Raw genomic sequence first — 22,887 nt, forward strand, 5'->3', positions numbered from 1 at the left:
GAAGAAATGTTTGACTTGCTCATTTGCTTTTTTGATAGTGTGTGCTCACTTAAAATTTAACGTTGGCGCTTTGTTTTGTTCAGTTTTCAAAGAGCGATTCGTTGTCGTTTCTCTCAGAAGCGACCTCTATAATGTAACACATTCCGTCACGTTTCGTCAACAACTTTTTTTAAAAATGTTTTTCACAGCTTGTTAGCTGTTTAAGTTGCTGTCTTAGCGACAAGAAATAATATACCATGTACTAAAAATGTTTGCAATATGTTTTTTAAAACTTTTTCAAAAAAAACGTTTCACCTATTTTCTTCTATATATTCTTTACACCAACACACCCTTATCCCTGCTTTCTGGGCCAAGCTAATTGTTTATGAATAAACGAAGCATATTTCCAAAGAAACACAAATAGTCATATATAGATATCTTTTTCCATGAGGTGAAGCAATGAATCTGCCATTAATCGGATTACTCATTTCTTACAGTATGACCCTTTACTTATTCAGTACCGCTTATTATGAAGCCATCAAGTTCAGCAGAGAAAAAGGCAAGGTGAATGGTACGACGTTTTTATTCAGCTTTACTTTCGCTTTGGTTTTCACACGGATCACCTATTTGTTTCACCCCTATTAAATAAAAGCAGTAAGTCGGGAGACTTACTGCTTTTATACGGAAACTTGCGCTTCTTCAAGTACCTTGCTTTTCTTTTCATCTTTTAAGAACATCATCAAACCACCCAATATGATGGTACCTCCCAGGACCTGCGTCCAGAGTATCGGTTCATCTAATATGAAGTAAGCCAGAATTGTCGCTCCCACCGGTTCAAGTAAGATTCCCATCGAAAGCGTCGAAGTGCTTAACCACTTTAGTGACCAATTGAATAAAGAATGCCCTAATAAAGTCGGGAAAATCGCAAGCAAAACGAAATAGACCCAATCGGAAGCAGGATAAGGCGCCAATGCCTCTCCCTTGAAGATCACATAGAAAAACAATGCGGCAGCACTGATTGCATACACGACAAATGTATATGTTATAGAAGAGATACGTTTTCGAACATTTTGACCAAACAGTAAATAACCGGTTACCAGCGCACATGCAATAAGCGAAAGAATATCTCCCCAAAGCGCCATACCGCTAATTCTCAAATCGCCCCAGCTAATGACGAGGCTGCCTGCTATCGCAATGATGCCGCTCAATATCGCCTTCATTGAAAATCTTTCTTTAAAAAACAGGTAAGCTCCGGCAAAAGCGAATAAAGGCTGGAGGGTGACAAGCACAGTTGAACTCGCGACCGATGTGTAATTAAGCGATTCAAACCATAAAATAAAATGAAAAGCCAAAAACACTCCTGCCGCAATCGAATACAGCCAATCCTTTTTTTCAATGAATTTAAGTTCATGACGGTATTTCATCAAGAAAACCGGCAACATAAGTAGGACGGTAAATAATAAACGGTAAAAAGCGATAACACCCGATGGAGCGGTCGCCAATTTAACAAGGATGGCCGAAAACGATACGGATGCCACACCGATTGCCAATGCTACATAGGGATTCACTTTTGGCATTTGCACTCAAATTCCTCCTTTCAAACGGAATTACATTTCATTGAACTCTATTCTACTATGTTAAAATCATTAGGGTAGTTTTTTTTGAAAAACGGGTATATGGCAACAGACGATCTTATTCTTCGATAATAATTCGGAAGTGGTGAAACAAAATGGAATGGACATTCGACCCTCAATCGGAACTGCAAATCCTTATCAAATTGGGAATTTCAGCTCTCCTTGGACTAATTATCGGACTCGAGCGAGAAATGAAACGAAAACCCGTAGGATTAAAAACAAGCCTGGTCATTTCAATCGTGAGCTGTTTATTAACGATCGTTTCCATGGAATCCGCTTATAAGTTCCCGGGGAGCGATGACGTAAATATCACAATGGATCCCTTGCGTCTAGCGGCCCAAATCGTTTCTGGCGTAGGCTTTATCGGTGCTGGCGTCATTCTCCGGCGGGACAACAACAGCATATCCGGTTTAACGACAGCCGCCATCATCTGGGGAGCTGCGGGAATCGGAATCGCCGTTGGAGCTGGATTTTTCCTCGAGGCCATAGCGGGCGTCTTCCTATTGATCATAAGTGTCGAATTGGTGCCCGCAATCGTCACCTGGCTCGGACCGATGAAGTTACGGCAAAAAGAAATCTTTCTGCAGCTGGTCGTACAAAATAAAGATGACATTGCCGTCGTACTGAAAAAAATCAAAGACGAAAAAATATTCATCAAAAACCTCAGAATCAAAGATGTCGCAAATGACAATCACCTTTTGACACTTAAAGTTCTGGTCGATCATAAAGTCAGAACATCGGAAGTGTATTACACCGTTTCCAACCTTAAGGAGATTGAAAGGGTAGAGATCGAAAATGCATAATTAAAAAACCGTTTGATTACCCTCAAACGGTTTTTTTATCATTTTTGCAAAAATCTCATATTTTATATTGACTTTTCGCCAAAATCCGATAAAATAATTATTGTACCTCAATTCGGGGCATTAGCTCAGCTGGGAGAGCGCTACGCTGGCAGCGTAGAGGTCAGCGGTTCGATCCCGCTATGCTCCATATCCGAAAACCCTTGCGTAGCAAGGGTTTTTTTCTTTGGCTTTAAAAAAAATACTTCATTGCGATCATATGAATCATCATAATCTACATAACATATTATAGGTTGTGTGCTTCAGCAGTGGGCTTTATCTACGGTGCTTAACCTTTCCGAAAGTATGAAACAATTTGCGATAAAATCATCGCGAAGGAGTTAAAGAATCCTTTCATTAACAAAGTGCCTACCTCCTTTAGAAAGTAGGCTCATTCAAATCCATTTTCAAAAAAGCATCGAAATAACTTATAGTGTTAACCATTGCAATGATTAATCAACTAACAATCCTTCAGGACAATCTATTCAAAAAGATGCGATAAGCTGTCCTAGTCTTCGAATTCCCTCGAATATTTCTTTCTCATTGGCATAACTGAACGAAAGCCGAACAAACTCGGTTCCATCGTTTTGATCCAAGAAAAAGTATTTCCCTGGAACATATGAAATACCCTCAGACAGAGCTTGTGATAATAAATGCGACGTATCCACACCTGGAATTCTCACCCATACAAAGTAACCACCATCTGGCACATACCATGAAACGGATTCTGGAAGAAATTGTTCCATCGAACGGATTAACGCATTACATTTAGAACGATACACATCTTTTAGTAGGTCAAGCCGTTTATCAAAATCGGCGTTTTCTAAGTATACAGCCATTGTACTTTGAGAAAATGGATGGTCTAAATCTTTTTTAAACCACTCTAAAGCCTTAATGAATTCACTTTCTCCTGCTATCCATCCAATCCGCATTCCTGGCGCAACAACCTTGGATAAAGACCCAACGTGGAGGACCCGCCCGCGTTCATCAATAGATTTTATCGGCACCGGATTTTTATCGAAGGATAATTCTCCGTACGCATCATCCTCTAGAATGAGAAAATCAAACTCGATGGAAAGTTCCAATAAATGCTTCCGGCGCTCAATTGTCATAGTCGTGCCAGTTGGATTTTGAAAGCTAGGGATAGTATAAAGAAAACGCGGGAGGGTTAGACCTGTACGCTTCCTTTCATCCAGCATTTCTTTTAATCGGCATGTTTGGAGCCCCTGTTCATCTATAGGTATACTGATAATCTGCTTCGTATAGTTCTGAAAAATCTCTAAAGCCTCCATATAGGTGGGAGACTCGACCGCAACGACCGCTTTATCATCAAGAAGAATGCGGGCAATGAGATCAATCCCCTGGCAAGCTCCTGATGTAATCAAAAGCTGTTCTTCCAAAATACAAATTCCACGCTCTGCCAATCTTTTCTGGATTTGCTGCTTCAGTTTTGCAATTCGTGGACTTCCAAGATAATGGAGCGGCAAATCCTGCTCCTCATCAAGAAGTTTTGCTACAGCTGCCTTGAGCTCCCCAGCAGGAACGAGTGCAGGATCAGGATAGCCTGAACTCAAGCGAATACAACCATCCGGCAGATCTGGCATCCATGCACCGGGCGGATCATTCTTAAGTGCCGCTTTAATGTTTTCAGAAAAAAAAGATTCAACATTCACTTCAACCATACACCTTTCCGTCAATGAAATCTTAATTGATACTCGTGATTTTTGAAGATAGCTCCCTTATTTTATATAAGCATAAATCTTTTGTAGAAACACTCTAAATTAATTTTAAATTTTCTCTAATGAGAGACAACAATCACTCTTTGCAAATTCCGGTGTCCCTTTTACAAAGACTTTCTTGGTCGCTCCAATGCAATCATAAATTATGTGTGTATGGATGAGGTCGTTATTTTTGTCATCAGTATCTGTTAAGCTGATTAAAAGAACGAAAAAATAAAGAAAGGCAGATCGTCCGCCTTTCTTCACTTTTTATGCAACTCATTGCATTTCTTAACCAATCGCTTCGGTGGCCGCACGTAAATAGGGCATTGCGACCTTGCCGCCATTCTCAATAATTTTAGCTTCCGTTAAATCGTAATTTTCCACTCCCATGGTACAAGCAAATGCATTTAACGCTTGGTGTGTTTCCGGCGGAGCACTATGACGCTGCATCAAAGCACCATCGATCCCAGGTTCATTCTCATCGCCAGTTACTGCTCCAAAGTAAGGCACTCCTGCATAATCACTCCAGTCTTGAAATGTCCATCCGAATACCTCTCCATAAAACTTCTTTGCCCGTTCCATGTCATTCACATGAATTTCGAATTCAAATTTCGTTTGTTCCGACCAACCGTTTGTATACCAAATATTTGCGAAACTATGCGTATATTTTTGTGAAAGTTGGACGAGACTGCTAGTAAATAATTCTAGGAGGTTATCAAAATGTTTAGATTCGGGAAGAGAAAGCCGCGGAGCAAGGTCGGTAAATTAATAGATAAGCACGGATATACACAAGAGGAGTTTGTAAGTGCGTCCGGAATCTCACGCAATACGATAAGCAGAGTTTGCAGCGATCCTAAGTATGTGCCGTCAGCCGGGGTTTTAAAGAAAATCATGAAGGCGGTTCGAAGTATAGAGGCTGACGCAAAGGCAGATGATTATTTTGATTTATGAACGAATAAAAAGCCCAAACAACGAAGGTCAGGGTTTTGTCTCATTCCCCGCTTATCTTGCGTACTGCTTCGGAAGGTACCCAGCCAACATCGCCAGTTTTCGTTAATTTAATCTAGGGCTGTGTACCTTCTCGTACGATGAACGTGAACGGCATTACTTCGTCTGTAGTTATTGGCCTCTCATCGGAAAAAATAAACAAAGATTTAAACACTAGAATTTCCATGCGAGTAAGCTTATTTAAAAAAAATGATCTACAACCTTTATTTTAATTTTTGAAGTTTACTCATGCACGACCTGCTTTATCAGGATAAAAAATTGATCATTTTTCCATTGAATGGATTGAATAAACTTACTAATCCTGATCCGCCTCCCGATTTCTAACTTTTCTGATTAAAGATGTTAGGTCGCTAATTTTCCCGGCTGTTTCCCGTTCCAATACCAGCTGTTGCCCAATGACGAGGGCTAATCTTTCTCCTTTTGCTCTTAATTTTGGATCATTTATGCTTTCCAAATCAGGAACATGAGCTAAACCCACCACTCGACGCATCATTTCACACCCCGCGTATCCAAGGGAATCCTGAAGCAAACGCAGCAAATAATCATCTTCATATCCCAGTAAGGACACATAAGAATCCCTTGCTTTTTCCTTCCACAAAGTTCTAAATTCTTCTTCAAAGATTGTCCAAATTTTCTCTACTGTATTTAATAAATAATCTTGGTATTCAATCCGTTCCTTTTGAATGAGAGTATGTCCTTCATGAGAGCAATAGTTGAGTAATAGATTAGCAATCACAGCTCCAATATCAAAACCCATCGGTCCATAAAAGGCGAACTCTGGATCAATCACTTTCGTGTCCTTTTCCGTGACCATAATGCTGCCTGTATGAAAATCTCCATGGATAAGTGCTTGAGTACGAGTGAGAAATCCTTCCTTTAACTTCGTGATTTCAAGTTTAAGCCGATCATGACCCCAAATTTCTTCTACAACTGCCTTAATTAGCGGGTTGAATTGATTCGTTTTTGCATCGTAATATGGATCAGTAAACACAAGATCTTCTGTAATTCTGCACATTTCAGGATTTATAAACTGCATTACTTTCTGCTTTTTACATTCAGGATCTAACGCTAAATCGGAAGTTAAAAACAGAGTTCTAGCTAGAAAAGCACCAATGTGTTTTGCAAAATAAGGATAACGATTACGGGCAATTAGGCCTTTACGCATAATGATATGTGTAGATAAATCTTCCATGACAGTTAACGCCAATTCTTTATCATGATGATAAACTTTTGGAACTGAACCAGGACAAATTCCATTTTGCATCATTAATGCTTCACTCTCAATACGTGCCCTGTCTAATGTTAATGGCCAAGACTCCCCAACTACGCGCGCATAAGGAAGTGCTTGTTTTATAATTACACTTTTTTCCGACGAATCTTGTTCCGTTATACGGAATACTAAATTTAGATTCCCATCCCCCATTTCCTTGCAAATTAGTTGAGCAGTCTCCGAAAATAAACCCGGAATCTTTTTAATATATTGCATTGTTTCTAGCTCACTAAGTATATGATAATTTAAATTTGCCATTAATCCCCTCTCCCCTTTCTAAGAGCTCTTTTCCTGAGTAAATTCAACTAGGGGTGAGCAACAACACTATTATAAGTAAGTTAAACAATTGTTTTTTTGAATTTACTCACTAAAAGGGTTATGTCATCATATGTTGTTTTTAAGAGAGTGGTGATTAATTATTCAAAATAACAATTTTATAATCAAAGCATCCCACCAAACGAATCACCTGCCAAATCAATTTTTCTCTATTATTCGGAAAAGTGAATGGGTTTATTTATGCGGGGTATGATGTTATTAATTTTGGACAAGGCATCCCTGACCTTCTCACAAGAAGGTTTCAAGAGCTTGTGGATACTTACGAATTACGATAGTGCCTTTTTGAAGAGCTAAAAATTCAATCGGCATGCTCCGGCTCCTAAAGGACCCTACTTTGCCTAACTGCCAGTACGAAAGGGATGGATATACAGCATTTACCGATGCCATTCAAGCAGTCGTTTCAGGTCGTTCACTGAAGGAAGCAGCAGAAGATTCTCCTGCACTTCGTTCGGCACTTAAAAAATGGGGTGCATGATAATCGTGGGTTCTTTCAAAAAAATTGTCATTTTTTGCGATTTTGATGGAACAATCACGAAAAATGACAACATCATCAATATTATGAAGTACTTTAATCCTCCTGGCTGGGAAAGAGTCAAGAATGATATTTTGGCTCAACGAATTAGTGTCCGAGAAGGAGTAGGACGCATGTTTTCATTATTACCTTCATCATTTCGAAAAGAAATCATCGATTATGCAATAGAACAAGCGGAGATTAGACCAGGATTTAATGAATTTATTCAATATTGCCAGGATAACAATATCCGCCTTCTGATTACTAGTGGAGGAATTGATTTTTTCGTTCTCCCTATTTTATCGAGTTATCCTATCCCCAAATATGATATCTATTGCAATGCCAGTGATTTTAATGACAAACAAATCAAAATCCTATGGCCCTTTTCTTGTGATTCAAACTGCAACAAAGACTGTGGAATGTGTAAACCTACTATTCTTCGTTCGCTTTCAACTAACGATTATATGAAAGTTGTAATTGGAGATAGTATCACAGATTTGGCAATTGCCGAATTGGCTGAACTTGTTATTGCACGAGATTTTCTTTTAGAAAAATGTAAAGAGCAGTCTCTTCCTTGTAAAGAATTTGAATCATTTTTTGATGTGATTAAAATTTTAAACCAAATTACTAATAAGTGTGGTGAAGACCCATAACTAAAAATGATTTTGAAAAAATTACTCTCGAAGCAATCGAAAAGGCCTTTAAAACATTACAAACAATTAAAGGAAGCTTATCGGAAAGAGGCTGGTTTCCAGCAACCAGCGGGAACCTGTCCATTCGTGTAAAAAATTCTTCGTTAGAGCTTGATCAGCCTATTATAGCAATAACATCTAGCGGAAAAGACAAATCGATAGATACTCCAGAAGATTTTATTTTAATTAATTCGCATGGGAATCTTGTGTTTCCTACCAACTTAAAACCTTCTGCCGAGACCTTGATTCATACTGCTATTTATCAATTAATCCCTAATTGTGAAGCAGTTTTCCATGTCCATACCATTTACAATAATCTCATTTCAGATCTTTATGGCGATCATGGAAAAGTTACCTTCACGAAACATGAAATCATTAAAGCATTTGATATTTGGAAAGAAGATGCTTCCATAACAGTTCCAATTGTAGAAAACTATGCTTCCATTCCTAAATTAGCAGAAGAAATCGGCAGAGTTATCCAACCCGGGGTACCCGGTGTATTAATCCGCAACCATGGAATCTACGTTTGGGGAGATAGTGACTTTACTGCTAAGCGTCATTTAGAGGCATTTGAATTTCTATTTGAATATCAAATTAAAATGTTTTTTCTGAAAAAATCCAACCAAACTTTTTAAAATTTTCAAAAAGGAGAATTTTACGATGGCAACAATTCGAATGCGCAATACCAATAGAAGATTAACACAAGAACAAGAGGTTAAAAGATTTTTGGATGAACAAGGTGTCCTTTATGAACATTGGGATATGAAAAAATTACCCAAGCATCTTTGTGATGAATTTATACTTTCGGACGAGAAAAAAGAAGAAATTCTTAGAGTCTTTGATGCGGAAATTAAATCCCTTGCACATCGACGCGGTTATAAAGAATGGGATATTGTTGCATTATCCGATGCCACTCCTAATTTAGACGAGCTTCTAAAGAAATTTGAACAGGTACATGTTCATACCGAAGATGAAGTTCGTGCCATCACTGCAGGAAATGGCATCTTTACTATCAAGGGGGATTCTGGTTATTTCGACGTAGAATTATCTGCTGGAGATGTGATTTCTGTTCCTGTTAACATCCCCCACTTCTTTACTTTATTGGAAAACCGTCAAGTAGTGGCCGTTCGTTTGTTTATTGATGCTTCAGGCTGGGTTGCCCACCATTATGATGATCCGGACTTCAAGTCGGAATAGTAACTGATCTATCGATTTAATCTAATTTATCTCTGGCAGCCTAGAGGCCAACGGTTTCCCCCGCTATTCTCTATACTTGTAAACCTAGTACAGCAAGGTTTTTTCTTGTTCTTGAACACATGAAAATCCCCCGCTTCCATTAGAAGCGGGGGATTTTCATCATTCTCGGATAATATGCTTATAGCTTGCGGTTCTTTTGTCCCTTTTAGACAAACCCTGCAGGGATTGTTTAAAAGGGACAAAAGGTTATGAATTCCGCCTCAGCTATTTTCGACTAACCATTTTCTTTATGAACTGAACCACAGGTGACACAATGGATTCATGTACATTCGTAAGGGCATAACCGATCAGCCCCATTATTATCAGGGCCAGTATTAATCCTATTATCAATCCTGATGTTTCTCTAAGTTCTTCAAGTACAGCATCCATTCCTTATCCTCCCCGGCTTGCCGATGCGGTTTTTTCACCCATTTTACTTCTGAAAGCTTCATTTATCGTTTTTTTCATCGTACATTGCACTCATTCCGTTAAATAAGGTTCATTATAACGTATTGGATGATTATGGTCGAGCTGCCACCTTTACACGCATTTATTGAGGTCTTTCACATCATCGCTTCCTGATGAAGTCTTTATTTCTAGCGTTTCTCTTTAAGTTAAAATATAAACCTTCGTTTCATCCGAACATTCAAGAAAAATTGTAAACCTTTTCATTTGTCCAAAACCGACAAACAAATGACACAATTATTGTTTTTTTAGAACATTGAGAATATTGTCGAAAAATCGTAAGCTTAATTTATTGAAATACATCTTCTTAGGGGGTGCGCTTTATATGGAAGCCATTACAAGGGACTTTTTCTTATTTTTATCTAAAAATAATCTGCTTAATAATATTGCTAAAAAAAGCGGAGGAAATTTTGCTGCTGGAAAGATCATTGGGGGAACTGATTTCCAAAGTTCCATTAAATTCATTAAACAACTTAATAATAGCGGCTTGTCAGTTACAGTCGACCATCTTGGGGAATTCGTTGATTCCAAGGAAGTGACCCTGGAACGTACGGCAGAATGCATCGAAACCATCGAAATGATCAGCAGGGAAAAACTTGATTCACAGGTTTCTCTGAAGATGACTTCTTTGGGACTTGATATCGATCATAAACTCGTGATTGAGAATATGACGAAAATTCTTGATACAGCCGAAAAACATAAAGTCATGGTCACGATCGATATGGAAGATGAAGTTCGCTGTCAGGCAACAATCGATATCTTCAGGCAGTTCAAAGAAAAATACAGCTGCATAAGTACTGTTCTACAAGCATATTTATTCCGCACAGAGAAAGATTTGGAGGACCTTGCCCAATATAAGCCATTCCTGCGTCTCGTAAAGGGTGCCTATAAGGAATCTCCCGAGGTGGCCTTTCCTGAAAAGGATGATGTAGACGAAAACTATAAAAAGTTGATCAAGCAAAGTCTTCTTAACGGAAATTATACCGCCATTGCCTCACATGATGACAAAATCATCGAATATACAAAAGAGCTGGCCAAGAAGTTTGACATACCAAATACACAATTCGAATTTCAAATGCTTTATGGCATGAGAAACAAGACCCAATACGAATTGGTCAAGCAAGGTTACAAAATGCGCGTCTATGTACCATATGGTCTGGATTGGTATGGATACTTCATGAGAAGGCTTGCAGAAAGGCCATCCAATATTGCCTTTGCCTTCAAAGGGATGGTCAGAAGCTAAATATACATTCAACATTATTAATTGCTACAAAAAATCTATTAAAAGGTGTGATTATCAATGATTTCATATAAACACGAACCATTTGTCGATTTTTCAAACGAGGAAAACAAAAAAGCATATCAGGAAGCACTTCAAACTGTTGAGGGCTACTTAGGGCAAGACTACCCTCTTTATATCGGGGCTGAAAAAGTGACGACCGATGAGAAAATCGTTTCATATAACCCTGCAGATAAGCAAGAGGTCATCGGCCGAGTATCGAAAGCGAACAGGGATCTTGCTGAAAAAGCCATGCAGGAAGCTGTTACCGCTTTTGAAAGCTGGAAAAAAGTGAAGCCGGAAATCCGCGCTGACGTTTTGTTCAAAGCGGCTGCCATCATTCGCAGACGCAAACATGAATTCTCTGCGTTATTGACGAAAGAAGCGGGAAAACCTTGGAATGAGGCTGATGCGGATACAGCGGAAGCAATCGATTTCCTTGAATTCTATGCCCGTCAAATGCTGACACTTAAAGATGGTGTGCCTGTTCAAAGCCGTCCGGGAGAATTCAACCGCTATGATTACATTCCATTAGGAGTAGGCATCATCATTTCTCCTTGGAACTTCCCATTCGCTATCATGGCAGGTACAGCTGTTGCCGCTATCGTTACTGGTAACACAATCCTGTTGAAACCAGCTTCGACTACTCCTATCGTTGCTGCGAAATTCGTTGAAGTGATGCTTGAAGCAGGCCTTCCAGCAGGTGTGTTGAATTTCGTTCCAGGAAGCGGAGCCGAAGTGGGCGACTACCTGGTTGATCATCCAAAAACACGTTTCATTTCCTTCACAGGTTCACGTGATGTAGGTCTGCGCATTTACAAACGTGCTTCAGAAGTGAACGAAGGCCAAATTTGGCTTAAGCGTGTCATTGCTGAAATGGGCGGAAAAGATACTATTGTTGTCGACAAAGAGGCAGATCTTGAATTAGCCGCTCAATCGATCGTGAAATCTGCATTTGGCTTCTCTGGACAAAAATGTTCTGCTTGTTCACGTGCTGTCATCGTCGAAGATGTATACGATCAAGTATTAGATCGCGCTGTTGAATTAACAAAACAACTTACAGTTGGTAATCCTGTAGAAAATCATTTCATGGGTCCAGTTATCGATCAAGCTGCATTTGACAAAATCATGAGCTATATTGAAATCGGGAACCAAGAAGGACGCATTCTGACTGGAGGAGAAGGAGATAGCTCTACAGGCTACTTCGTTCAACCGACAATCGTTGCTGATGTCGATCCGCAAGCCCGCTTGATGCAAGAAGAAATCTTCGGACCAGTCGTTGCCTTCACAAAAGCGAAGGACTTTAACGAAGCTCTTGAGATTGCCAATAACACTGAATACGGTTTGACTGGGGCTGTCATTACGACAAATCGCCTTAACATGGAAAAAGCACGCGAAGAATTCCATGTAGGGAACTTGTATTTCAACCGCGGCTGTACTGGTGCAATCGTAGGTTATCAGCCTTTCGGCGGGTTCAACATGTCAGGAACTGATTCCAAGGCAGGCGGACCGGACTACTTGCAGCTTCATATGCAAGCCAAAACAACATCCGAAACGTTCTGATAATGTTCCATTGAGCAATTTGGAAGATGATTTGAACCCCCTATGGTTTCCGTATCCTCCATTCTGGATACGGAAACCAAAATGAAGTTAAATGGAGGAAGTGACACATAGGTTGCTTCCTCTTTTAAAACAAAAAATTATATATTTCAACATGAAGGGAGTCTTTTATGGATTACGCATTAATAATTTCGATCAGCATTTACATGGCTGGCATGCTTCTCATCGGTTACTTCGCTTACAAAAGGACTTCCAATTTAAATGATTATATGCTGGGCGACCGGGGTCTTGGTCCTGCTGTCACTGCATTGAGCGCCGGTGCCGCTGATATGAGCGGTTGGCTTTTAATGGGTATGCCTGGTGCCATGTTCGCAACAGGACTAAGTTCAATTTGGATTGTAATCGGTCTCACATTAGGAGCCTATATGAACTGGCTGTATGTTGCACCTAGATTGAGGACCTATACGGAAGTCGCCAATAACTCGATTACGATCCCCGCTTTCTTGGAAAATCGTTTTGGCGAGGGCTCACAGATCTTAAGGCTCATTTCAGCTTTGGTTATCCTCGTATTCTTTACCTTTTATGTTTCTTCCGGAATGGTATCCGGCGGAGTCTTATTCCAAAGTACATTTGGCCTTGATTACCATACAGGCCTATGGATCTTGACAGGCGTCACCGTTGCCTATACTTTATTCGGTGGATTCCTGGCAGTAAGCTGGACAGACTTTGTTCAAGGGATCATCATGGTTGTCGCCTTGGTTCTTGTACCAATCGTCACCCTTTTCCACGTTGGCGGTTTCGGTCCTGCGATTGACACTCCACGTTCCATTGATCCTGCTCTGTTGAATATTTTCACGGGGACGAGCTTTTTAGGAGTCATCTCATTATTTGCTTGGGGACTGGGTTACTTCGGACAGCCGCATATCATTGTCCGCTTTATGGCCATCAGTTCTATTAAAGAAATCAAGAAAGCCCGTACTATCGGGATGGGCTGGATGATTTTCTCCAGTATCGGTGCCATGCTGACTGGATTCATCGGTATCACGTATTTCCATCAGAACAACCTGAAGTTAGCTGATCCTGAAACGATTTTCATAGAGTTAGGGGAAATACTATTCCACCCGCTTATCACTGGTTTCTTGATTTCCGCAATACTGGCAGCCATCATGAGCACGATTTCTTCGCAGCTTTTGGTTACGGCCAGCTCATTAACGGAGGATATGTACAAAACCTTCTTCCGTCGTTCCGCTTCAGATAAAGAGCTTGTTTTCCTGGGCAGACTTTCCGTACTGACCATATCCGTCATAGCGCTCATTCTCTCTTGGGAACAGAATGACACGATTCTTGGACTTGTCGGGTATGCTTGGGCTGGATTCGGATCTTCATTCGGTCCATTGGTCATACTGAGCCTCTGCTGGAAACGAATGACAAGATGGGGCGCTTTAGCCGGGATGATCGTTGGTGCCGCTACTGTAATTTTCTGGTCGATGGCAGGATTATCCGATATGATGTATGAAATGATTCCTGGTTTTGGCGCAAGCTTGATTGCCATCATCCTGGTCAGTCTTCTAACAGCGAAACCATCAAAAGAAGTAGAAGCGAAATTCGAAGAATTCGAAAAAACTTTAAAACAAAAATAAAACCCCTAAAAGGAACGGTATTTTTCATATACCGTTTCTTCTTTGTTCTTCTTCCCCCCTATACACATCATCCGTTTAAAAGTATTATTAAACTAAGTTGTCATATACTTCAAAAAATAACAGGGGGCCATATATGTCATTAGAAAAAATTCTGACTCTCACAAACATCAACGATATAACGGATATGGTCAGCACTTATTTAAAAAAACCAGTCGTCATCGAAAATGACCAATTTTTATTGCTGGCATACAGTTCATATTATATCGAACACTTCGACCAAGCCAATCGGCAAACCATCTTCACAAAGCATTGGCCGATTCCAATTCTGGAAAAATTTATGGATGAGGGCATTGTCGAACAGCTTAAAACGGTGGAGCATCCATTTAGGGTCAAGCAAATCGAGGAAATCGGATTAAATCAAAGAGTCGTAGTGAGCGCCGTTCATAAAGGACAAGTCTTCGGATTCATTTGGGTCCAAGAAACGGAAATGATGACTGATTCCGATTTGGAATTTTTACATGAAGTTTCCCATCATATCGGCAAGCTCCTTTATCAGAAAAAACAGATAAACATGAAAAAAGATGAAGAAAAAAATGAGTTTTACCAAAAGGTCATTGATGAAGTCTATCAAACGGAAAACCAAATAAAATGGGAAGCCGCCAATATGAGTCTTCTCATCCCGGAAACTTTCCTTGTCAATGTCTTTACCATCGCTCAATCCGATGCGGAACATTTCGATGAATTAACGGATACAGTCAGTCTATTCGCCAATGCATTGAATCATTTTACACATGTATTCACAAACCAATTGAAGATTATCGTCTTAATTGGCAGCAACGGAAAAGGGAAAGACCTGCTTACCGATAGCGCCAATGATTTAACGAACACCGTTCTTTCCCAATTCAATGACAAAAAGGTATTCCCGGGAATCGGAAATGAGTACTCTTCGATTCTTCAATTAAGAAAATCCTATCTCGAAGCCTTGGAAGTGATCAACGCAGCCAAGTTCATCGGTGAACCTGAACAGCTTCCCTTCCAATATAGCAAGCTTGGGATTTTCCGTTACCTCGAAATGATCTCCAACCATCATACTAAAACGAATTATATCAATACGGATTTAGAGCTTCTTCAAAAGAAGGACCAGGAAAGCCAGACAAAACTCCTTCAAACACTGGAAATATATCTGTTGAACAATTGCCGGATCAAACCGACAGCTGAACAGCTATACATTCATACCAACACATTGAAATATAGATTGAATCAAATAACCGATCTCACCTCCATCGATTTTGATGACTTTCATTCGAGAATGCAACTATACATCGATTTACAGCTTATAAAGCAGAGATCTTAAAGACCATCCTGTTTTTGGGTTCGGGAGATTAAATAAGCTAAGGAGAGAAGAAACGCGGCTGGGTCTGCCGTTTTCCTCTCTCCTTATACATTGTTGTACTTCTTTAACGCTAAGTTTAAGTTTTTATATAATTTTATGGAAAGATTCATTTTTTATGTTTAATGGAAATCGGTTACCATTTATACAAGTTACCTTCCAAGAGATCTTTCAAAGTGGTATTATCCAGCAATTCTGCCACTTGATCTCTGATCAGTGCCCAAAGAGGTTTTAATAAACAGTTATTATCTTCAAGGGGACAATATTCATATGCTGTAATGCTTACACAACTCATAGGGGCAAGCGGTCCTTCCAAGTCCCGAATTACGTTTCCAATGATAATCTTATTGGGCAATTCCTTTAAGGTATACCCTCCGCGGACTCCCCTTTTACTTTTTACATAACCGTGACTTTTCAAATGCAATAGAATTTGTTCCAGATATTGGGGAGACACTAATGTCTCATTCGCAATATCTTTTATCTGCATGAGTTCTTCTTGGTTCTTTGCTAAAGCTATTAAAGCTCTTAATGCATATTCCCCCTTACTTGAAACCTTCATATGATGATCACTCCCAGCCATTCCCCTTTATATCAGACTATTTTATGGTTGACGATTATATACGTGGAAATTTGTGTCTATTTCATTATTGGGAATGCACATCTATATCATTTATTCATACTATATTTCAGGAAAGTCGACAAAGTTAATCATGTTACTTCGGAATCAATTTAAATCATTAAAAAGAAAGGAGTCGAAAAGATTTCAGATTTAATTTAACTATTAACCCCCTCAAATAAAGGGGACAAGTCCAGCTTCCTGACATTGAAAAAATGAACGCTATCTTATTTGTAAGGAGACGAGAAAGAATGGATTTTTTAGAGACTATCAAATGCACTTTCGATAACTTATCCTCGTATAATGAGGTTAATATAGTACATGCCGTTCAATCTTTAAATCTAACATTTAATGATGTTTCTAAGTACGTTACTGAACCGAAGGATTTAGAATACGGAAGAAATGTTATTTACAGATCCGAAAATGTCGAAGTAATTGTTATTCATTTACCTAGTATGGCCAAAACTTTTATCCATGATCATGGATTGTCTATTGGATGCATTTTTGTAGTGGCTGGAGATTTTCTAAACGTATTATATAAGTTAGAAAACAAAGAATCTTATCCTATTTATGATCGAATCGAGGAGTTTTCCCAAAATGAGATCCTCCTTGTTAAAGAAGATACCATCCATATGATGTATAATCCCACCACTTCACCTGTTATTACATTTCATATATACACTCCACCATTAAAAGGCGGAACAACTTATCCTTCCCCATGAAACAATCCCCAGATTCATTTTCACTCAAATATACGAGCGTATTGAATAACCTTATAAATATAAGAATGTCATTTTCACAATCAAAAAAATTCCCATAGTTTCACAGGAGGATGCTATGAATTCGCAAAGCAATCAATTTATTCAAAGCTTGCAAGACGGAAGAAGTGTTTGGTTAGATGGAACAAAAATTGATGTCACAACCGATGAGAACTTCATTGGTACTTTAACTACGATTTCCAATTTATTTAATATGATTGATGATCCGCAAAAGAGAAACTTGGTAAGCTATCCTAGCCCCAAAACGAAAAAGTTCGTCCATTCAGCCTTTTTAGTTCCACACTCTTATGATGATTTACTGCAGAGGAGGATAGCTTTTGAAACTTGGAGTCAAACAACTGATGGTGTGATGAGCCGTTTATCAGACTATGCAAGATCAAGACTAACAGGATGGTATGCATCGCGAGAGGACTATAAAAAGTTTGATGCACACTTTCCACATAAAATTAAAGCTTATTATGAAGAAGCAAGAGATAAGAATCTTTTTTTAAGTGTCGTCCAACGAGATCCTCAAATTAATCGTGCCAATCAATCTTTCAAAGATATAAATGATCTAGGATTATTAAGAATTACAAAAAAGACGAGTGATGGTGTTTTCTTAAGTGGAGCCAAAATGATTGGTACTGCAGCACCATATTCGAATGATATAATCGTTTATCCCCTCGCAAATCTGCAAGAAGAACAAAAATCCATAGCTCATATGCTTATTGTTGCGGCCAACTCTCCCGGATTGCATATGGTTTGCCGGGAATCATTTGCTGCAAATCAAAGCAAAACAGTAGATTCCCCTCTAAGTTCAAGGTACGACGAGATGGATGCTTTATTAATTTTTGATAATGTATTCGTCCCTTGGGAACGTGTTTTACTGTACGACAACCCAGATGCTTTGTTACAAATTAAATTAAATTCCGCATCAAATGGCTTAGCATATCATCAAGCAATTGTTCGATTATTAACTAAACTGGAATTCGTTACGGCTATAGCTTGCGAAATTGCTGAAGCAATAGGGGCCGATGTTTATCTGCATGTTCAAGAAAAAATAGGAGAACTACTAATCCAAGTCGAGACGATCAGAGCTTTATTGATAGCTTCAGAAAGGGAAGGAAAGCTAGATCAATATCAAACGTTCATCCCAAATTTTACGTATATTGAAACAGCCAGAAACCTTGGGACCAAATATTATCCCCGTGCCATAGAGATCTTACAACTCATAGGAGCAGGAGGATTCATTCAAATTCCCTCAAGTGTCCAGGATTTTCAAAGTCCCTTATCAGATTTGCAGAAAAAATATTATAAAGGAGTGAATCTGGAAGCAGAAAAGAGAACAAAACTATTTAAATTAGCGTGGGATCTTGTTGGGAGCCCTTTAGGGTCAAGGCATGAATTATATGAACGTTTTTACGCAGGAGATCCAATACGTAATATAGCTAATCAGTATAATAATTATGATAAAAAAAGATTTAAACAAATGTTAGAAAAGTATTTAGATGATTAATAGATTTGCTGACAAAAATCTTCGCTTGAATCTAGGCGAAATCGGTAAAGGTATTTGGAAAAGCTTGTTTAAGTGTAGACAAGCTTTTTATTAATGGACATATTTATCCTTTGAGTAAAGTTTCCGACTGGCGGCGCTAACCAGCTCCTTCAAAAAACTTATAAAGCAGAGATCTTAAAGAGCGTCCTGTTTTTGAGTTCGGAGATTCAATAAGCTAAGGAGAGAAGAAACACGGCTAGGTCTGCCGTTTTCCTCTCTCCTTCTCATGTTTCACCCATTATCTTTCTAAAGGTTTACAGTTTCGTTTTGTTACGATTTACTAGATTCACCTTATACGGAAACTTTATGGGTCCCAGTACGAACGAACTCCATGATTTCCTCTTTCGATAGTTTACTAAGACCTAACGTTTCAATGGTTCTTCCACTTTGCGGAGTGCCGCCAACAAGAATCCCCCCCAAGGTGATCATGGAATCCATCATTGGTGTGTCTAATCCAATATGGTCGGCAATTGAAGCGAATGTTCGCAAACCAAAAGGAATGTCTTCGGATAAATAACGTGATTGTAAAGAAGTCGGTCCTTTAATCGGTGTCAAACTGCGGCTTCCATTTAACACTTCCCAGGTTGTTCCTTTTGGACCATACCCTGATGTATGGAGAAGTTCAGCGATTGTCATCAGTTCCAAACCAAACCACTTCCCAATTTCCAATCTCTCTTGATCCAACTGCTCCATCACCCGAATGACGGATGGAGTCATCCCTTCTTCGTATATATAGAATTCCCCGTTTGAACGCTCAATTCGACCAGCATTCAAAATCGTTCCAGGCGGATGATCGATTGGGTTCATACTGCTCAAACCAGCCTCAAGCACATTGCTAACAGGTGTGATGGATAAAATATCAGCAAGCAAAGCCGTTGCCCATTCAGTACGAACGGAGGGAAACACCCCTATTTGCACATTGATTTTCACATTCACCCTTACTTTACCTGGTCCCTCAAGTCTTGTCGCATATGGAAGGGTATCCGATTCAGCCAGCACAACATCCCGATTCACCCCTAATTCATTCCAGATCCTCACAAACTCCAAAGATCCCAGCGTTCCTGGCAGGAGAACAACCAATTGATCTGAATTCACTTTATCCGCCAATAAATTCGCATAGTCTTTATGTGCAAAAGCCGGTACTGCAACAAGGATGATTTCTGCCCCTTTTAATGCTTGGTCGATGTCACTTGTGACCATGGCTATTTCCGCTGTTCCCTTTACTACTTCACCAAGGCATTCAATCCGTTTCGTTGTAAATACATGCTGCATGGCATGACTGAATTTCTCCATTTCAAACAGTCGAACTTCATGTCCAGCCAAACTTAAATCAGCCGCTAATGTATGTCCTCCATTACCCCCACCCAAAACAGCCACAGATCTTTTCATGAACATTTCCCCCTTCATATTTTTCATCCATATTTCATGCTTGTAATTGTTCTCTACGCACAAATCTTTTTTCACTTCTTTATGACATCCTCTATATAATGTTTTGTACAAACTATACCTGTCATAAGAGTGACTACGATTAATAACGATGGAATGAAATAAAGCAGAAAACTATATAACATCATTTTCAAGCAGCTCCTTATCCACCTTATTTGCAGGTTTTCCCGCTTCGTTGTTTTTCGTTAGTGAAAGGGCGATAAAAAAGGAAATTGCATTCGCGGTGAATCCCGGAACGACCCCAGATAAACCAAAAGGTTCATGCAGGGCAAAGGTCCAAACCAAGGTGATGACCGCCCCAACGATGATCGAGCATATACCGGCTGCTGCATTACGGATCTGCCACATGATCCCCATCACCAATGGGCATACGATGGTCGGTGCCCAAAGGTAATAAGAATATTCCAAGGCAGCGATTATACTTGGAACATTGATGGCAAAAATTAAAGAAGCGACCCCAACGGCCACAGTCAAGACTCTTCCCATGAATAATTCTTGCTTATCCGATATTTTTCTCCTTCTAAAAAAAGGATAAATATCCCGCATGAAAGAAACCGTTGTTGCATTTAAAAAGGAACTTGCCGTGGACATGATGACCGCTAATAGTGCAGCAACTGCCAATCCGGTCACACCCACAGGCAAAAGTTCTTTCACTATCGTCGGCAAAGCATTATCCGTTTGGATTCCAGGGAATAACACATAGGCGATTAAACCTAGTGAACCTGTGATGAAAAAAAATCCAAAAGAGAAGAACCCCGAAATGATATAACCTTTCCTGGCTGTTTCCGGATCTTTTGACGAGAAAACTCGTTGTGTGTAAGGAGGAATCAGCGCTTCTCCTAAGAGAAAGGTGACGAACAATCCAATAAAGGTAGCTAGTTCCCAATTGCCTAAAAGGGTAAAATGAACATCAGGGATTTTTTCGATTAAAGTTTCAGTACCGCCCACCGCAAACAATCCAATGATAAGAGAAAGAGGCAATATGACACCTAGCAGGACAAATTGAACGACATCCGTTTGAATGACCGCCATGACTCCTCCAAAAGAAGTATAGAGAATCACCGAGCCCATCCCAATCAGTATCCCTATGATCGGAGGTATATCCAGAATTACATTAAGCATGGTTCCTAACGCTAAAGCCTGCCCCCCTATAATCCCCGTACATAACCCCACTGAGAGAATCCCCGTCACTAACTTCGCTTTTTTGCCATAATGCCTTTCCATGATATCCCCAACGGTTTGAGCTCCTTTATAGGCTTTTAACCGCGGTGCAATAAAATAGCCAATTAATATACTGGCAATCCCATACGCACAAAAAGCGAACATAAAGACATACCCATCTTTATAAACATTTCCCGCCATTCCCGTTGAGGCCCCTCCACCTAATACGGAAGCTGCCAAACTGGCAAAAAGAATGGTCCAAGTCACTTTCTCTCCTGCAACATTATAGTCTTTAACGGTTTGGATACGCTTACTTGTTTGATATCCGATAATGCCTATGATTGTGAAATAACCCACAACAAAGATCCAATCTACGATTCCCATATCCCTTCACCCCTTTATTCTATTATTCCAAATCAGTTTCTCCCTCTCTCTAATTTGAATTATAGGGGTTCGGTGCCTCTCAAGGCATCGTAATGACCGCCTAATTATCGCTTTATAAATGAGGCGTTGGATTGTGCTATCAGCACAAAGCTAATCCGATTTTCTTTCCGGTTCAAGTATCTGCATCAGTTTAACCGCAAGGTAAAGCTCCAACGCCTCTTTGAAGTTCCGTAAATTACTTCCTGTTATTTGTTCTATTTTGTTCAATCGATAAAATAAAGTATTACGATGGATGTTCAATTCTTTGGATGAATTAATCGGGCTCAAGCTAGATTCACACCAAGCTGTAATTGTACGGAATAATTCATCATGATCTGGGTACTCCGTTAATTTCGTAATGGTTTCTTCGACAAAATGCTGTGCAGTACTTTTATGTATATAGGATAACAACTCTTCCAAAACAAAATCTTTTATATAAAAGATATCCGGGTGATCCGTCATTTTCTTTCCGATTCTAAGTGCCCTCCAAGCAGCATGGTAGGATTCATTCAGATCGGTTAAGTTACTTCCAATGGTTCCTATGCCGATTGAAGCGTCAATTCCCAACTCCTTTAATACTGCAATAAGCAACTTACATTTCTTTTTAATCATTTCAGGAATATCTTCATCATGGATTTCACCATCCAGCATATGAAAGACAACATATTTATCAGACCCCAAAGACACCGTTATATCCTGATTATTCGAGAAGATGTTTTTTATTTTTGATTCTATGTTTATCTTTAAAGATTGAATATATATTTCAGGTGAATCCATCTTTAACGCTTGGTGATGAATTTCGCTGGTAATGTGATTGAATTGAAAGAGATCGATAACAAACGTTATCCGGGGCGGTTTTAAATCATACCCCAATTCCCTGCCGCGAGTCAGCAGTAGCATTTCATCAATTTGGTCATGGTCAAAAGCGGCGATTTCATTAACGAGACTCTGTAAAGCCCGTTCACGCAGCAGGGAAGATTTATTGATGATTTCCTCTCGCAATAGAATCTCGGCATATTTTTTAGCTAACATTCCAAACTTCGATACTTCATTAGGATATCCCGTGATGCCTAATGTCCCAACATATTCCCCTGATAATTCAATAGGAATAGTAATTCCAGGTTTCACTCCCTTTAATGTACTCGATACCAGTTCATTGTGAGTCATTTCCTTACGACGAAAAATGGCTCCAAGAGAAGCTTGATGCAATGTGCCGATTCTCGATTTATCACTTGAACCAAGCACCATTCCGTCTTTATCCGTAATAAGCACATCATGGCCGATTACTTCACTGGTTATGTTCGCAATTTCTTGAGCTAGTTTAGCTAACATATTATCCCCCTAGTTTATGGAAAAACTATAAAAAAC

Annotated in this window: 21 protein-coding genes, 1 tRNA gene and 1 pseudogene; 14 read left to right on the forward strand and 9 right to left on the reverse strand. The window is 39.5% G+C overall.

What is annotated here, in order from left to right; genetic code table 11:
• Positions 1-438: 438 nt before the first annotated feature.
• Complete coding sequence (locus ACIQZD_RS14355) at positions 439-624, forward strand: hypothetical protein (protein WP_101223533.1); 186 nt, start codon at positions 439-441, stop codon at positions 622-624.
• A gap of 32 nt (positions 625-656) precedes the next feature.
• On the opposite strand, the gene ACIQZD_RS14360 is transcribed toward ACIQZD_RS14355, so the two are convergent.
• Positions 657-1,556, reverse strand: a complete 900-nt coding sequence (locus tag ACIQZD_RS14360; protein ID WP_402904815.1) for a DMT family transporter — start codon at positions 1,554-1,556, stop codon at positions 657-659.
• A 152-nt stretch (positions 1,557-1,708) separates the two neighbouring features.
• On the opposite strand from ACIQZD_RS14360, the gene ACIQZD_RS14365 reads away from it, so the two are divergent.
• The gene (locus ACIQZD_RS14365; protein WP_402903776.1) at positions 1,709-2,416 is read left to right on the forward strand and encodes an MgtC/SapB family protein; all 708 of its coding nucleotides are present in this window, start codon (positions 1,709-1,711) and stop codon (positions 2,414-2,416) included.
• Between the two features lie 114 nt (positions 2,417-2,530).
• A tRNA-Ala gene (locus ACIQZD_RS14370) sits at positions 2,531-2,603 on the forward strand.
• Positions 2,604-2,937: 334 nt separating this feature from the next.
• Here ACIQZD_RS14370 and ACIQZD_RS14375 read toward each other — a convergent pair.
• Positions 2,938-4,125 carry an aminotransferase-like domain-containing protein gene (locus ACIQZD_RS14375; RefSeq protein ID WP_402903779.1) on the reverse strand — a complete coding sequence of 396 codons (1,188 nt, stop codon included), beginning with the start codon at positions 4,123-4,125 and terminating at the stop codon, positions 2,938-2,940.
• A 369-nt stretch (positions 4,126-4,494) separates the two neighbouring features.
• A pseudogene (locus ACIQZD_RS14380) lies at positions 4,495-4,818 on the reverse strand (VOC family protein); the annotation flags it as partial.
• Between the two features lie 75 nt (positions 4,819-4,893).
• Here ACIQZD_RS14380 and ACIQZD_RS14385 point away from each other — a divergent pair.
• Positions 4,894-5,124: a helix-turn-helix domain-containing protein gene (locus ACIQZD_RS14385; protein ID WP_137019568.1), complete on the forward strand. Its 231-nt coding sequence runs from the start codon at positions 4,894-4,896 to the stop codon at positions 5,122-5,124.
• 352 nt (positions 5,125-5,476) lie between these two features.
• On the opposite strand, the gene mtnK is transcribed toward ACIQZD_RS14385, so the two are convergent.
• Positions 5,477-6,709 carry an S-methyl-5-thioribose kinase gene (mtnK, locus tag ACIQZD_RS14390; RefSeq protein ID WP_402903783.1) on the reverse strand — a complete coding sequence of 411 codons (1,233 nt, stop codon included), beginning with the start codon at positions 6,707-6,709 and terminating at the stop codon, positions 5,477-5,479.
• Between the two features lie 412 nt (positions 6,710-7,121).
• On the opposite strand from mtnK, the gene ACIQZD_RS14395 reads away from it, so the two are divergent.
• From ACIQZD_RS14395 to ACIQZD_RS14410, 4 genes are read left to right on the forward strand one after another with little or no spacing between them, the layout of a single operon-like run.
• Positions 7,122-7,262 carry a hypothetical protein gene (locus ACIQZD_RS14395; RefSeq protein ID WP_402903786.1) on the forward strand — a complete coding sequence of 47 codons (141 nt, stop codon included), beginning with the start codon at positions 7,122-7,124 and terminating at the stop codon, positions 7,260-7,262.
• A 5-nt stretch (positions 7,263-7,267) separates the two neighbouring features.
• Complete coding sequence (locus ACIQZD_RS14400; protein WP_402903789.1) at positions 7,268-7,951, forward strand: 2-hydroxy-3-keto-5-methylthiopentenyl-1-phosphate phosphatase; 684 nt, start codon at positions 7,268-7,270, stop codon at positions 7,949-7,951.
• A 35-nt stretch (positions 7,952-7,986) separates the two neighbouring features.
• Entirely contained in the window at positions 7,987-8,625 is a 639-nt protein-coding gene (locus ACIQZD_RS14405; protein ID WP_402904816.1) for a methylthioribulose 1-phosphate dehydratase, read from the forward strand.
• Positions 8,626-8,650: 25 nt separating this feature from the next.
• Positions 8,651-9,187, forward strand: coding sequence for a cupin domain-containing protein (locus ACIQZD_RS14410; RefSeq protein WP_402903792.1), 537 nt, complete (start codon positions 8,651-8,653; stop codon positions 9,185-9,187).
• A gap of 264 nt (positions 9,188-9,451) precedes the next feature.
• On the opposite strand, the gene ACIQZD_RS14415 is transcribed toward ACIQZD_RS14410, so the two are convergent.
• Positions 9,452-9,616, reverse strand: a complete 165-nt coding sequence (locus ACIQZD_RS14415) for a hypothetical protein (protein WP_402903795.1) — start codon at positions 9,614-9,616, stop codon at positions 9,452-9,454.
• Between the two features lie 400 nt (positions 9,617-10,016).
• Here ACIQZD_RS14415 and ACIQZD_RS14420 point away from each other — a divergent pair, with 400 nt between their 5' ends.
• From ACIQZD_RS14420 to ACIQZD_RS14435, 4 genes are all read left to right on the forward strand, one after another.
• Positions 10,017-10,934: a proline dehydrogenase family protein gene (locus ACIQZD_RS14420; protein WP_350300382.1), complete on the forward strand. Its 918-nt coding sequence runs from the start codon at positions 10,017-10,019 to the stop codon at positions 10,932-10,934.
• Between the two features lie 57 nt (positions 10,935-10,991).
• Positions 10,992-12,533, forward strand: a complete 1,542-nt coding sequence (gene pruA / locus ACIQZD_RS14425; protein ID WP_402903800.1) for an L-glutamate gamma-semialdehyde dehydrogenase — start codon at positions 10,992-10,994, stop codon at positions 12,531-12,533.
• 167 nt (positions 12,534-12,700) lie between these two features.
• A complete protein-coding gene (gene putP / locus ACIQZD_RS14430; RefSeq protein WP_402903803.1) occupies positions 12,701-14,170 on the forward strand; it encodes a sodium/proline symporter PutP in 1,470 nt (489 codons plus the stop codon).
• Between the two features lie 133 nt (positions 14,171-14,303).
• Complete coding sequence (locus ACIQZD_RS14435) at positions 14,304-15,524, forward strand: PucR family transcriptional regulator (RefSeq protein ID WP_402903806.1); 1,221 nt, start codon at positions 14,304-14,306, stop codon at positions 15,522-15,524.
• Positions 15,525-15,696: 172 nt separating this feature from the next.
• On the opposite strand, the gene ACIQZD_RS14440 is transcribed toward ACIQZD_RS14435, so the two are convergent.
• Positions 15,697-16,119, reverse strand: a complete 423-nt coding sequence (locus ACIQZD_RS14440) for an RrF2 family transcriptional regulator (RefSeq protein WP_402903809.1) — start codon at positions 16,117-16,119, stop codon at positions 15,697-15,699.
• A 308-nt stretch (positions 16,120-16,427) separates the two neighbouring features.
• Between ACIQZD_RS14440 and ACIQZD_RS14445 the strand changes: the two genes are divergently transcribed.
• Together ACIQZD_RS14445 and ACIQZD_RS14450 are read left to right on the forward strand one after the other, a co-directional pair.
• The gene (locus ACIQZD_RS14445; protein WP_402903812.1) at positions 16,428-16,898 is read left to right on the forward strand and encodes a cysteine dioxygenase; all 471 of its coding nucleotides are present in this window, start codon (positions 16,428-16,430) and stop codon (positions 16,896-16,898) included.
• Between the two features lie 115 nt (positions 16,899-17,013).
• Positions 17,014-18,450, forward strand: a complete 1,437-nt coding sequence (locus tag ACIQZD_RS14450; RefSeq protein WP_402903816.1) for a 4-hydroxyphenylacetate 3-hydroxylase family protein — start codon at positions 17,014-17,016, stop codon at positions 18,448-18,450.
• A gap of 330 nt (positions 18,451-18,780) precedes the next feature.
• Here ACIQZD_RS14450 and ACIQZD_RS14455 read toward each other — a convergent pair whose 3' ends face one another.
• The 3 genes from ACIQZD_RS14455 to ACIQZD_RS14465 form a co-directional block, all read right to left on the reverse strand.
• Positions 18,781-19,878 (reverse strand): NAD/NADP octopine/nopaline dehydrogenase family protein, encoded by a 1,098-nt coding sequence (locus tag ACIQZD_RS14455; protein WP_402903821.1) that lies wholly within the window; start codon positions 19,876-19,878, stop codon positions 18,781-18,783.
• 171 nt (positions 19,879-20,049) lie between these two features.
• On the reverse strand, positions 20,050-21,480 hold the full coding sequence (locus tag ACIQZD_RS14460) for a sodium:solute symporter family protein (protein ID WP_402903826.1): 1,431 nt from the start codon (positions 21,478-21,480) through the stop codon (positions 20,050-20,052).
• A gap of 150 nt (positions 21,481-21,630) precedes the next feature.
• The gene (locus tag ACIQZD_RS14465) at positions 21,631-22,851 is read right to left on the reverse strand and encodes a CdaR family transcriptional regulator (RefSeq protein ID WP_402903829.1); all 1,221 of its coding nucleotides are present in this window, start codon (positions 22,849-22,851) and stop codon (positions 21,631-21,633) included.
• Between the last annotated feature and the right edge of the window lie 36 nt (positions 22,852-22,887).

Origin of the sequence: Peribacillus sp. NPDC096447, from assembly GCF_044762725.1 — a bacterium.
GTDB lineage: Bacteria > Bacillota > Bacilli > Bacillales > DSM-1321 > Peribacillus.

Excerpts from the sequence above, each read along its gene's own strand:
- ACIQZD_RS14355 (WP_101223533.1), top strand. The coding sequence starts at position 439 with ATGAATCTGCCATTAATCGGATTACTCATTTCTTACAGTATGACCCTT.
- ACIQZD_RS14360 (WP_402904815.1), bottom strand. The coding sequence starts at position 1,556 with ATGCCAAAAGTGAATCCCTATGTAGCATTGGCAATCGGTGTGGCATCC.
- ACIQZD_RS14365 (WP_402903776.1), top strand. The coding sequence starts at position 1,709 with ATGGAATGGACATTCGACCCTCAATCGGAACTGCAAATCCTTATCAAA.
- ACIQZD_RS14385 (WP_137019568.1), top strand. The coding sequence starts at position 4,894 with ATGTTTAGATTCGGGAAGAGAAAGCCGCGGAGCAAGGTCGGTAAATTA.
- mtnK (WP_402903783.1), bottom strand. The coding sequence starts at position 6,709 with ATGGCAAATTTAAATTATCATATACTTAGTGAGCTAGAAACAATGCAA.
- ACIQZD_RS14410 (WP_402903792.1), top strand. The coding sequence starts at position 8,651 with ATGGCAACAATTCGAATGCGCAATACCAATAGAAGATTAACACAAGAA.
- ACIQZD_RS14415 (WP_402903795.1), bottom strand. The coding sequence starts at position 9,616 with ATGGATGCTGTACTTGAAGAACTTAGAGAAACATCAGGATTGATAATA.
- ACIQZD_RS14420 (WP_350300382.1), top strand. The coding sequence starts at position 10,017 with ATGGAAGCCATTACAAGGGACTTTTTCTTATTTTTATCTAAAAATAAT.
- pruA (WP_402903800.1), top strand. The coding sequence starts at position 10,992 with ATGATTTCATATAAACACGAACCATTTGTCGATTTTTCAAACGAGGAA.
- putP (WP_402903803.1), top strand. The coding sequence starts at position 12,701 with ATGGATTACGCATTAATAATTTCGATCAGCATTTACATGGCTGGCATG.
- ACIQZD_RS14435 (WP_402903806.1), top strand. The coding sequence starts at position 14,304 with ATGTCATTAGAAAAAATTCTGACTCTCACAAACATCAACGATATAACG.
- ACIQZD_RS14440 (WP_402903809.1), bottom strand. The coding sequence starts at position 16,119 with ATGAAGGTTTCAAGTAAGGGGGAATATGCATTAAGAGCTTTAATAGCT.
- ACIQZD_RS14445 (WP_402903812.1), top strand. The coding sequence starts at position 16,428 with ATGGATTTTTTAGAGACTATCAAATGCACTTTCGATAACTTATCCTCG.
- ACIQZD_RS14450 (WP_402903816.1), top strand. The coding sequence starts at position 17,014 with ATGAATTCGCAAAGCAATCAATTTATTCAAAGCTTGCAAGACGGAAGA.
- ACIQZD_RS14455 (WP_402903821.1), bottom strand. The coding sequence starts at position 19,878 with ATGAAAAGATCTGTGGCTGTTTTGGGTGGGGGTAATGGAGGACATACA.
- ACIQZD_RS14460 (WP_402903826.1), bottom strand. The coding sequence starts at position 21,480 with ATGGGAATCGTAGATTGGATCTTTGTTGTGGGTTATTTCACAATCATA.
- ACIQZD_RS14465 (WP_402903829.1), bottom strand. The coding sequence starts at position 22,851 with ATGTTAGCTAAACTAGCTCAAGAAATTGCGAACATAACCAGTGAAGTA.